General features: G+C 47.4%; 12 protein-coding genes. 1 reads left to right on the forward strand and 11 read right to left on the reverse strand.

Annotation, left to right across the window (positions count from 1 at the left end):
- Window positions 1-37 precede the first annotated feature (37 nt).
- The 3 genes from ACOJUN_RS01455 to rpmE form a co-directional block, all read right to left on the reverse strand.
- On the reverse strand, window positions 38-1,288 hold the full coding sequence (locus tag ACOJUN_RS01455; RefSeq protein WP_422134907.1) for a malic enzyme-like NAD(P)-binding protein: 1,251 nt from the start codon (window positions 1,286-1,288) through the stop codon (window positions 38-40).
- Between the two features lie 240 nt (window positions 1,289-1,528).
- Complete coding sequence (locus ACOJUN_RS01460) at window positions 1,529-2,350, reverse strand: thermonuclease family protein (RefSeq protein WP_422134908.1); 822 nt, start codon at window positions 2,348-2,350, stop codon at window positions 1,529-1,531.
- Window positions 2,351-2,484: 134 nt separating this feature from the next.
- Complete coding sequence (gene rpmE / locus ACOJUN_RS01465; protein WP_257279891.1) at window positions 2,485-2,700, reverse strand: 50S ribosomal protein L31; 216 nt, start codon at window positions 2,698-2,700, stop codon at window positions 2,485-2,487.
- Between the two features lie 301 nt (window positions 2,701-3,001).
- Here rpmE and ACOJUN_RS01470 point away from each other — a divergent pair, with 301 nt between their 5' ends.
- A complete protein-coding gene (locus tag ACOJUN_RS01470) occupies window positions 3,002-5,221 on the forward strand; it encodes a primosomal protein N' (protein ID WP_422134909.1) in 2,220 nt (739 codons plus the stop codon).
- On the opposite strand, the gene ACOJUN_RS01475 is transcribed toward ACOJUN_RS01470, so the two are convergent.
- From ACOJUN_RS01475 to hisI, 8 genes are all read right to left on the reverse strand, one after another.
- Window positions 5,218-6,012, reverse strand: a complete 795-nt coding sequence (locus tag ACOJUN_RS01475; protein WP_422134910.1) for a DUF2059 domain-containing protein — start codon at window positions 6,010-6,012, stop codon at window positions 5,218-5,220. The two genes, ACOJUN_RS01470 and ACOJUN_RS01475, sit on opposite strands and share 4 nt — an antisense overlap.
- A 70-nt stretch (window positions 6,013-6,082) precedes the next feature.
- On the reverse strand, window positions 6,083-6,793 hold the full coding sequence (locus tag ACOJUN_RS01480) for a 16S rRNA (uracil(1498)-N(3))-methyltransferase (RefSeq protein WP_422134911.1): 711 nt from the start codon (window positions 6,791-6,793) through the stop codon (window positions 6,083-6,085).
- 96 nt (window positions 6,794-6,889) lie between these two features.
- On the reverse strand, window positions 6,890-9,418 hold the full coding sequence (locus ACOJUN_RS01485; RefSeq protein WP_422134912.1) for a hypothetical protein: 2,529 nt from the start codon (window positions 9,416-9,418) through the stop codon (window positions 6,890-6,892).
- Window positions 9,419-9,527: 109 nt separating this feature from the next.
- Window positions 9,528-10,265, reverse strand: a complete 738-nt coding sequence (tatC, locus tag ACOJUN_RS01490; RefSeq protein WP_422134913.1) for a twin-arginine translocase subunit TatC — start codon at window positions 10,263-10,265, stop codon at window positions 9,528-9,530.
- Window positions 10,262-10,636, reverse strand: coding sequence for a Sec-independent protein translocase protein TatB (tatB, locus tag ACOJUN_RS01495; RefSeq protein ID WP_422134914.1), 375 nt, complete (start codon window positions 10,634-10,636; stop codon window positions 10,262-10,264). The genes tatC and tatB overlap by 4 nt, the downstream gene beginning before the upstream one ends.
- Before the next feature lie 94 nt (window positions 10,637-10,730).
- Complete coding sequence (gene tatA, locus ACOJUN_RS01500) at window positions 10,731-10,949, reverse strand: Sec-independent protein translocase subunit TatA (protein WP_422134915.1); 219 nt, start codon at window positions 10,947-10,949, stop codon at window positions 10,731-10,733.
- Between the two features lie 136 nt (window positions 10,950-11,085).
- Entirely contained in the window at window positions 11,086-11,418 is a 333-nt protein-coding gene (locus tag ACOJUN_RS01505) for a phosphoribosyl-ATP diphosphatase (RefSeq protein ID WP_422134916.1), read from the reverse strand.
- On the reverse strand, window positions 11,411-11,824 hold the full coding sequence (gene hisI / locus ACOJUN_RS01510; protein WP_422134917.1) for a phosphoribosyl-AMP cyclohydrolase: 414 nt from the start codon (window positions 11,822-11,824) through the stop codon (window positions 11,411-11,413). Before hisI ends, ACOJUN_RS01505 begins: the two co-directional genes overlap by 8 nt.
- Between the last annotated feature and the right edge of the window lie 11 nt (window positions 11,825-11,835).

Here is an 11,835-nt window from a genome sequence, read left to right on the forward strand (position 1 = left end):
CAGGGAGGGCTTTTTTTATGACGACTGAATCTCTGGTCTAAATATCCTCCAGAGACCTCAAAGGATAATGAGCAGGATAAGGCTGACGAGCTACACCAGAATCCACTGCAGCTTTTGCCACTGCGGCAGATACAGAGCCCAGCAAACGAGGATCAGTCGGTTTGGGAATAATATATTCCGGACCAAAGATTAGCTCAGCCCCCTCGTAGGCATCGACAACCTCCTGGACAACTGCCTCCTTGGCCAATTCACGAATTGCCTGAACAGCGGCTACTTTCATCTCTTCATTGATGCGACTGGCTCGAACATCCAGAGCACCACGAAAGATGAATGGGAAGCCGAGAACGTTATTAACCTGGTTCGGATAGTCAGACCTGCCTGTTGCCATAATGACATCAGAGCGCACTTCTTTGGCCAGCTCTGGACGAATTTCAGGATCAGGATTGGCACAGGCAAACACAATAGGATTCTCAGCCATTTTTGCCAGCTGTTCCTTAGACAAAAGGTTTGGCCCAGACAGACCCAGAAAAGCATCAGCCCCACTAATTGCATCGTCCAGATTACGGCAATCGGTCTCAACCGCGAACAAAGCCTTATACTGGTTAAGGTCATCACGCCCTGTGTGGATAACGCCTTTACTGTCCAGCATAAAAATATTGGCTGGATTCATGCCACAGCTGATCAACAACTTGACGCAAGAGATGGCTGCAGAACCAGCTCCGAGACACACCAGACGGGCTTCTTCGATCTTCTTGCCGGCAATCTCAAGAGCATTCAACATACCTGCCGCAGTAACGATTGCAGTACCATGCTGATCATCATGGAAGATAGGAATATCGCACTCTTCAATCAGACGACGCTCGATTTCAAAACACTCTGGTGCCTTGATATCCTCAAGGTTAATACCACCAAAACTGCAGGCAACCCGCCTGACTGTATCAATGAAATCCTGAGGACTTTGGCAGTCCACTTCCAGATCAATGGAATCTATTCCGGCGAAACGTTTGAACAGCAGAGCCTTGCCTTCCATCACAGGCTTACTGGCCAGCGCGCCAAGATTACCCAGACCAAGAATCGCAGTACCGTTACTGATCACTGCGACCAGATTACCTTTCATGGTGTATTTGTAGGCATTTTCAGAGTCAGCAGCGATTTCACGCACTGGCTCTGCGACGCCCGGGCTATAGGCCAGAGACAGATCCTTGGCAGTCTCCGCCGGCTTGGTCAGTTCAATCGAGATCTTTCCGGGTTTAGGCTGAGCATGGTAATCCAGGGCGGCTTGCTTCATATCCTTGTACTTTAATCCTAATGAAAATATGAGGTCTTAAGTGTGGAGAATATAGGATCACTCTTTGTCGAACAAGGATTCGGTAGACCAGAAAAGTATATCTACAGACCGGATACCCAAATTAATGCTCAGTAACGAAATGTCTGTAGCGCAGGCAAAACATTTTGTGCCACCCTTAACTATGAGCAGAATACCTTTCACAGAAAGAGCACAGACTATCAAGTGATGCTCATCAGAACACTATTCCAGTTTTTGGACGCCATCTCGACTGTAAATACCTACCATCCAACGCTTGTAACGACGTCCTCCTTTATTTTTTTCCTCGCGATCCACCAGCCAGCCTCTGAATTCAATACGCTGACCTGCCAGACCTTTTAGCCACCCTGCATCTACAGAAAACTTGGGCACACGAATAACCACTGGGCCATCCATTTCCACCCATAAGAAATCACTCTTTTTGGAACTCGCAACCTCAACGACTTTGCCCCTGAGTACTCTGAAACCCGGTTTCAACCCGTTGTCCTTGATATCCAGAACAGGATTTTTTGACCAAACACCTGCTTTCTCTTTTCTTGCTTCGGCTTCCTGCCGCTTCAGACATTGCCGATAAGTATCAAGCTCCTCAGAAAAGAGTTGGTAACCCAGGCCTTTTTCAATGAGCAGTGACTCAATGGATCGACCATCCATTAAAAAGGGATGGGCAAGTACTCGACCATAATGGTCTTTTCCAACGACCTGAATCCTGATTTTTTGCGTTCCTGACAGCAACTTTTTGAGGGCCAGAGAGGCTTCATCTCCGAAGGGTTCTGACGGCTTTTTTTCATAGGCTATTTCAGGTGTATTGATGGAGGGGAAACGAATTTTACGACCATCCTTCAACCACAATGAATCGCCGTCAACAATATAATCCCACTTTACAGTTTCTGAAGGGCCACTCTGAGTGCAGGTCTCAATGGCAAATGCGGGGGAGATCAGGCAAAACTGCCAAACACAAAAAAAGGCGCCCGCAAAAATGCGAATCGCCTTTTTTGCACAGCCAGCAAAGTCAGAAAAGCTCATCATACTACCTTTAGAATCATTCTCCGAACAAGCATAGCGGTATTTTCAACTCACACTATTCCAAGTTCATGACTGTTCTGTAGCTTACGACTGTTTCTGATTCGTGGCTGTCCGGCTAAAAGCAAGCATGCAAATGCTTACTTGCGAGCACCTACCTTGCCAAAACGCTTGGTGAAGCGCTCGATACGACCGCCAGTGTCCATCACTTTCTGAGTGCCGGTGTAGAATGGGTGGCACTTTGAACAAACTTCAATGTGCAGATCTTTGCACAGAGTAGAGCGAGTCTTGATCTTGTTACCGCAGGAACAGGTAACTTCGATTTCTTCGTAATTCGGATGGATTTCCGGCTTCATGGGATCTACCTCAAAACAATGCGTGCCGCCACCCGGTCTCTGGCTAATAGCAACTCGGCCTGGGCACCGCACGCGAAACGGTCACAAACTGTCATTACCGGGGCAGTCAATAGAATGCACTGCCCAGAGACTGCCATTCAGTGACCCTGGAAAATTGTGGCAGAATCATACCAAAGTATCCCCGTCAGGCAAATACTGGTATTTCACTGACCGTACATTTCAACCGAACCGCAACTCAGGTTAAACTGAGCGGGAGCCTGTCCGAAGGCTCCTGACGCCATTAGCCATTAAAAGTAGCCTCATGACCTCATGTGACGATAATTATCTCAGCATCGCCATACCCACCCCATTGAGGCAGATGTTCGACTATCTTCCTCCGGATAGTGAGGCAAACCTGCAACCGGGTATGAGAGTTCAGGTTCCATTTGGACCCAGAAAGCTGGTTGGCATAATCGAAGCCATTAAGCCTGAATCCGATTATCCCAGAGAAAAGCTCAAAAAAGTCTCTGCTGTTCCAGACCAGAGCCCTCTAATCCCCAGAGACATAATGCAACTTTGCCGATGGGCATCCAGTTATTATCATTACAGTCTGGGAGAAACCCTGCTTCAGGCATTGCCCAAGGCTCTCCGACAGGGAAAACCTGCAACCCGGGAAAAAATAGCACTCTGGAGCCTCACCGCTCCACTTGATGAAGCCATCACCCAGTCTCTGAAAAGAGCTCACAAACAACTCAAGGCATTGCAATGGCTGGAAAAATACCCTGAAGGTCTGTCAGAGCCAGAACTTCGGGAAGTCGGTATCAGTAAAACCATTCTCACCCAGTTGCAAAAGAAACAACGAGTTGTCGTACACGAAGTTGAGCGGATTGACCAACATTTCACTGAGTATGCAAACCCGCTAAGACAGGAACCGCTGAACCTGAATACTGAACAGGCTTTCGCCTTGAAAGGCATTCTGGCATGCCTCACTTTTCACCCTGTTTTACTGGATGGTGTCACCGGGAGTGGTAAAACGGAAGTCTACCTCCAGGCCATAGAAGCTACTCTTAAAGCCGGTAAACAGGTGCTTGTTCTGATTCCTGAAATCGGTCTGACGCCTCAAACCGTCAGACGATTTCGCAGCCGGTTCTCTGTCCCCGTGGCCTGCCTTCATTCCGGATTGAGTGATGGCGAACGTTTGCAGGGCTGGCTAGCTGCCAGCCGAACCATAGCCGGGGTATTGATTGCTACCCGCTCAGGAATTTTTACGCCTCTACCCAAACTGGGATTAATTATTGTTGATGAAGAGCACGACAACTCATACAAACAGCAGGACACCCTCAGATACAACGCGCGGGATCTGGCCATATACCGGGCAAAAATAGCAGACTGCCCGGTTGTCCTGGGATCCGCCACCCCTTCTCTGGAAACCCTCGTGAACGCCAGGAAAGGTCGTTACAGCCATCTTGAGATCAGCAGCCGGGCAGGACATTCCCGCCCACCGACTCTGGAACTACTCGATATCCGTCAGCAAATACTCCATGAAGGTTTTGCCCAGGGCCTGATAACAAGGATGCAGTCAACTCTGGATAAGGGCGAACAGGTCATGGTCTTTCTGAATCGCCGAGGCTACGCCCCCTCCCTGATCTGCCATGATTGTGGTGAAGTCATGGATTGCCCGCACTGCGATGCCCATCTGACACTGCATCGCACGCCACCTCATATGCATTGTCATCACTGTGATTACCAAACTGCTATTCCCTGGTCATGCCCAAAATGCCACAGTAAAAACCTTCAGCCTGCAGGTCAGGGTACCGAACGGTGCGAACAAATTCTGGAGCAAATATTCCCGACTATTCCTTTGATTCGGGTGGACAGAGATTCGACTCGTCGAAAAAATGCGCTTTCAGAGATTCTGGATAGGGTCCAAACTGGCGAACCCTGCATACTTCTGGGAACTCAAATGCTGGCCAAAGGCCATCATTTTCCCGATGTTACTCTGGTCGCAATCATCAATGCCGATTCCGGGCTGTTCAGTTCCGATTTCCGAGGGCTGGAAAAAACCGGACAGTTGATCCTTCAGGTCGCTGGCAGAGCAGGCCGGGAAAAGAAACCGGGGCATGTCATTATCCAAACTCATAACCCTCAGCATCCCGCTTTGCAGATGCTGGTCAGCCAGCCGTACAGTCGCTTTGCAGACAGCTTGATGATCGAACGAAAACAACTCAAGCTGCCACCTGAAGGTTATCTGGCCCTGTTCAGAACAGAGTCATCTATGGCGGCAGCGGGGGAAAATTTATTAAAAAGTCTCAGGCATATTTTATTAAACCACCACCAGCAAGGCTCTGTCAGAGTATTGGGCCCAATCCCGGCGCCTATGGAAAAAAGACAGGGGCGTTATCGTTATCAGCTGTTATTGCAGAGTTACCAGCGTGTTTCTCTGCATCGCTTATTGGATATTGCCGTCAAACACCTGGATTCCATGAAATTACCGAAAGACCTTCGCTGGACATTGGACGTGGACCCTCAGGAGATGACTTAAAGAATTCGGGCTATAGCCAGGATCTGACCACGCTGAAAATTCTGCATGGCAGAGCTTCGGGCAAAATTCAGATAGTCGCGAATCTCACTATCTGGCAAGCTTCGATAGGTATAGAGATAGACGTACCTCATATGATCGTTCATCCCCTTACGAATGATCGGCTTTTCCCTTGCCTTGAGCACCTCAGGCGGTCTTAAAGGAAGTCCGTCATTGATCGGCATGACTTCATGGAGTATGCGCTTGGCTCCCACCGACGCACTGGCAGCCAGCTCAGTACCCAGTTCAACCGCATCCAGAGTTTCCATCAATTCTTCAATCAGACGAACACGACTGGTTCTAGGTAACTCAGTGGATAATTTTTCTTGAATGTAAGCCTGCATACGCTCTGCATTGCGAGGATCATTGGCTTCCATTTCCAAGCGCAGAATTTTTTGACCCAGTGCCGAGTTATACCAGTCCAAAAGTTTCAGTAATTCACCGATACTTAACGCTTCATCGAGAGTCGCTTCCATGGAAGATTTGAAAAGATCGGGACTGTAGCGGACCTTGACGACCTGATTAACCGTACTCACCACTTCCGGAGGCAGTGAATATTCCTTCTGGTTAATGGTCATGCTGGACAGCACCCAACCAAGCTGCTGTTCCAGCTGAGCGTCATCATAGAGCTCATCCAGTAAAGCACCTTTATCAGCGGCTGTCAGTTTTCCGCTGAGGAAAAACAAAAGCAAGAAAGCCAGAGATTTTGAACAATGGCTCAATACTGGAAATGAAAAGTCGCTTTGTGTATCCATACACTCACTCTGCGAACGGGAAGGCTTTTCTTACAACATACCTAAACCGCAGGTCAGTGTAAAATACCATTCAGTCGTACAATTTACTGGTAATCGCTGTGACAGCGGTTTCAACCCGGAGAATTCTTGAGCCCAGATGAATCCGGTCAAACCCTGCCTCTTCCAGCTTTTCCACTTCGTAAGGAATAAATCCACCTTCAGGCCCAATCGCCAGAACCACTTGATCATCGACCTGATGAGGGCATGGGACTCCGCCTGAAGGATGGGCGACAAGACAACGCTTGCCGTCCATAATGGCGGGTAATCGATCCTCAACAAAAGGCTTAAAGCGCTTCTCAAGAATAACTTCCGGGAGCTGCGTATCCCTTGCCTGCTCCAGCCCCAGAATAAGCTGTTCGCGGACTTTTTCTCCTGTCAGCCAGGGCGACTGCCAAAAGCTTTTCTCGACCCGGTAACTGTTCATAAGAATGATTTTCTTAACCCCAAGAGACGACAAGTGTTGCAGACTTCTTTTCAGCATTTTCGGACGCGGGAGAGCCAGCAGAATCGTCAGAGGCAGAGGTTCAGGAGGCTTTTGATCCAGACAGACATCCAACTCCATTGCCTGATCCGTCAGAGAAACAATAACGCCTTGACCCATTTCTCCATCCAGCATCCCTACTCTGATGCTGTCACCCGCTTGAGAGCGATGAACGTTCAGGACATGCTGAAGAGATCTTCCCGTCAGCCTGACGCGGCTTTCAGAAATAAAATCGGTGGGAGTCAATAACAGCAGGTTCATATCGGGAAGCATCAATAGTCAGAAAAGAAACCTGCATTTTCCAGATAAAGCGCCCTTAACGAAAGGCTAATTTTATCGAAGATCCGTTGCAGGGAGTCAACTTGACTCCCTGGGAGGTCTAGGGGTTCTCTCCCCCTTGGAAGCCAGATCGATCAACTCAATTAATTTTTGCTTGAATCTTGGGTTTTTATGGACTGTCTCAAATTTCATGCAATCCTGCTTTCTAAGACACCGAACAAAAGCATCTACCAAGTGAGAAGCATAAGCTTTGCATAAATCCATATGTGTGTAATTTGTTTCGATTATACCTCTTGGAAAATCGGACAAAAACAACTTAACATCACCAGACTCGAGTATCTGATAGTTAATTGAGCCAGAGTCCAGACATATTTTATTCTTCACCAATATGCCTGCGTCTTCAATAGCATGTTGAAGTACACCACAAAACGCCACTTCGTCAGGAATTTCTTCAGCCTTGAACTTTTCTCCAGTACTTTGATCTATAAAAGCAATGTCGTCTATAAACGAATCGAGAACATAGGCGTTTTTATGATCTGCAATCTGGCCATCAAGATCGTCAAATAAAGGCATAACTGTGGCGGGAACAGTCACACCGTCTATCTCGACAAGAACGGTTTTATGAAAAGAGAGCGTGTTAAAACCTAGCTGCCTGAGTCGTTCTGTTGACTGTGTTTCCTTTAACACAGTAGGCCAATGCCCCGCTTCATAACTTTTCGTCGGCACGGAAATAGCAAACTCTTTACCTTTTATCTTTATTTTAAAAACTTTTTTTATGTCTCGTTGAAATAAAAAATCACACAAAATATCTTGCTTATCATCTAACACCTCTTCCCCTTGAGAATTATTGGGCGCCTTTAACATTGTTATTTTTAACTGATCCCCAATAGATACGTTTTTCAAATTATATTTTTTTTCGGAATCACGAGCCTTATTGAGTATTTGCGCATCATCTAAAGACACCTCAAAGTCTTTTAATTCGTCAACCTCAACCGGGGGAGATATTTCATGTATGCTATCAGACACAAAATCGGGAGCTTGTGAAACTTCCTCTGAATCAGAGAGTTCCTCATTAGACTCTTTCAGTTTTCCATAGATTTCTTTCAGTGCATGCAACAAAGGTCTGGTGTATTTTTCAGGCGCGTGGTTGATCAACTCTTTAATCATGTCTTCATAAGAATCACAGAGCTCTACCTTTGCCTTGAGTGCTCTCAGGGCTTTAACATCGGGCAGATCCTCGGGGTTAACCTCGGCATATGAAACGAAGACGTATTTTTTTTCTGACGAGGCAGACTCGCCCTCTTCAACTACCTTATCCTGAACAGCCTTCGCATAACATTCGTCTGATATTCCCTTGATGATAGTGTCAATATCACCGATCAGGCCTGCCTTCAGCTTGGCTACCATCTCAAAGTCTTGAGACACATGACTCCAGTTTAAATCTAAAGAGGTGTCTTCAGCGCAGTTCTCACGATCCTCCAGAAACTGTCTTGTGGATGGATCCAGCTGTAAGTTATCGCCGGTTTCCTCACAGATTTCCTTGAAGGCAGTCAGCAAGTCTTTCGCGTATTTTGAAGGTGCCTCCTGTTTGATCAACTCAAATACGTCATTGATATTGCTGGCCTTCATGACATTCAGGGCCAGGGCACTGATTTGATTTTTTATCAGGCCGGATCGACTGTCTATTTGTTCACTTTCATTCTTATGAATCAATTCCAGATGAGGGAAAAACGTCTCTTTAAATACACCCAGTTCATAACCAGCAGCCAGTAGCGGGGCCCGCACCTTAAACGCTCCCCGCTTAAATCCAGCCTGCTCCACCAGTGCTTTCAGTTTCAGAAGGTAACCATATTGTTCACAATGCTCAAAGTGGTTATCGAGACGTGAAACCATTTCTGGCACATCTTCGACCGTCTGAATCGAATGCAAAAGACTGCGCTCTTTCGCTGTATATTGTTTAAAACCTTCCGCCAGCCATTCAGTGGATTGACCCAGCTCGGATTTCAATAGCTGAAACAGATTTTCCTTTAGCCCTTCAAACGATTCATTTTGAATCATGGATTCCAGCCATAAATGGCCCCGTTCTGACAGTCCCAAATCGGCCCCGGTTTCCCGCCCAATCTGTAGGAAGCTCATACACAGCCTCTTCAGATAGGGCTTCGGTACTACATCATTCAATAACACCAGCATCTCATCCAGAGATTTACAATCATCAATTCTCTGAAGAAGGCTGCTCTTTACTTCCTCGTATAATTCCAGTTCTTTATCGCCTTCAATAGCAACGATATCATCCATAACATCTCTAACCCGGAGTTTGAAATCGTCCTTGAATGCATCCACCTCCGGAAATGAATAGCTTTTTAGTAATGCTGACAGCCTCTGGGGTTCCATAGCTGTTATGGAGCGCTGTTTCATAGGTGACGCAGATGGTTTAAAAGGATCCAGGTTTTTTTTCAGACGGGAAGGAATCAGCACTGCAACGACACTCCGACAGAAAGCCCGGGCTTTGCCAAGTGCCAGAAAAGTTGCTTTGCTAATACTGATCGCAGCCATCCTGAGATGGTGCAGAATACTGTCGTCCTGCGGTGTCTTCTGAAGATTATCCATATGCGTCCTGAAAGTTATGTCATCCCTCCATTCAACTTAGTCAAAGCAGGGCGAGTCATTTCAGTGGCAGGAATCACACAATAGCCCAACAGCGAGAGAAATCCCAACTTTAATCTGACGTTCTCCGGATGAGAAGTCTGGAGAAAAACAGACCGGTTTCAAACAACAACCACATCGGAATGGCCAGAAGGGATTGGGAAACAACATCAGGGGGAGTCAGCAACATACCTATAACAAAGCAGCCTACGATGACGTAGGGGCGTTTTTTCGAAAGGCTTTCTACCGTTGAAATACCACTCCACACGAGCATTAATGTCGCTACAGGAATTTCAAAAGCCATGCCGAAGGCAAAAAACAATTTCAGTATAAATTCGAGGTATCGATTGATATCAGTCATCACCGTTACCGATTCGGGTCCGACGGTAGTAAAGAAAGAGAAGATAATCGGGAAGACCACATAATAGGCAAAGGCCATCCCCAGATAAAAAAGCAGAACACTGGCTACCAGTACGGGAATAGCCAACCGTTTCTCATTCTTATAAAGACCCGGCGCAATAAACCCCCATAACTGATGCAAAATATACGGAACCGCCAGAAAAAAAGCCACAAACAGGGTTAGCTTGAAGGGGGCCAGAAAGGGCGAAGCTACCTCGGTGGCAATCATGGTGCTACCCTCGGGTAAATGCACCGTCAGGGGCTCTGAAACGAATCGATAAATATCGTTGGAAAAATAGAAGAGCCCCAAAAATACCACCAGCACAGCTGCAAAACTGCGCAGCAAACGACTCCTTAGCTCAACAAGATGCTGAACCAGAGGCTGTTCTTTGTTGGCTCCATCTTCGCTCATGCGCTCTTGTCTTTTTTCTCTTCAGTTTCGTTTTGAGCTCTGTTTTTAATGCCACCAGAGTCCTTTTCATCGCGATCTGTACCAGGCTCAATGGACTTGTTTAATGTCTCCAATGGCTCCTTGATCGACTCAGCCACCTGAGAGCGGGTCTTTTCCAACTCTTTCATAACCTGTTCGTTATGAATCTGTCTTTTGATGCCATCGACATCCAGTTCTTTTTCCAGCTCTTCCCTGGCAGACTGAAAACTGCGTTTAATTTTGCCGATCCAGTAGGCCGTGGTTCGAATCGCACCCGGCAGCCTCTCAGGCCCCAGAACGACCAGAGCGATCACAGCAATAAGAAGCAGCTCTGTGAAACCGATATCGAACACTTTATCTCCAAAGGTATCTCAAAAACGTGTTGAACGTAAAAGCAGTTTATCCTGTCCTGATACAGGGAAGAGGCAAACTGGCCTGCAACCTGACTCAGGATTTACGTTGAGTATCTTCAGTCTCTTTTTTCTGATGACTGTTCTCAGACTGCCCGGGCTTCTGTTCTTCGTCAGAAGAGATCGCTTTTTTGAATCCCTTTACGGCCCCCCCCAGGTCACTTCCCAGGCCTTTCAATTTCTTGGTACCAAACAACATCACCACAATCAGCAGGATAATGAGCAACTGCCAGATACTGATTCCACCAAACCCCATAATGCACCCTCCTTTCAGACTGGCCGGGAAATGCCAGCCACTATGCCAACATCCCCTGGAAACATTAACAACTGCCCTCTTGCAAGTGCAGCCGTATGATCAATACTATTCTACCGGATATCCGGTTTTTCCTCACTCAGGAGGGTTGCCTAGAGGCCTTTTCTTCTATGCCAGACAGACCAAAGCGTCGCTCCAGCTCTTTAAGAACTTCTCTGTAGCTCAGCCCCAGGTGGGACAGCATGATCAGAGAGTGAAACCAGAGGTCCGCCGTTTCGTAAACCACATCATCAAGACTGCCGCCAAATTCTGCCGCTTTGGCTGCGATCAGCGTTTCTGCCGACTCTTCACCGACTTTTTTCAGGATCTTGTCCATACCTGCGTCATGCAGACTGGCAACATAGGAGCTGCCCGGACTGGCCTGACGGCGTTCTTCCAGCACAGCTTCCAACTTATCCAGGATGTTATTCATTATCGCTGCTTCCGCTCTTGTCTTCACCGTAGATGGCATCGGGACTTTTCAGAACTTCATCCGTAGTTAACCATTGACCGTCCTCGGTCAACTTACGATAGAAGCAGGATTCCCGCCCTGTGTGACAGGCTATTCCACCAAGTTGTTCTACCACCAGCAGAACAGAATCGCCATCACAGTCCAGCCGCAGCTCATGCAGTCTCTGCACATGACCGGATGACTCACCTTTACGCCAGAGCTTGCCCCGGGAACGTGACCAGTATATTGCTTGCTGTTCTTCAGCGGTCAGGGCCAAGGCTTCCCGGTTCATCCAGGCCTGCATCAGCACCCTGCCGGTTTGATGATCCTGGGCTGTCGCGGCCACCAAACCATCACTGTTCCAGCGAACGTCATCCAACCAACTCATGCTACTTATCT

This window comes from Endozoicomonas sp. ALD040 (assembly GCF_049275945.1).
Classification (GTDB): domain Bacteria; phylum Pseudomonadota; class Gammaproteobacteria; order Pseudomonadales; family Endozoicomonadaceae; genus Endozoicomonas_A.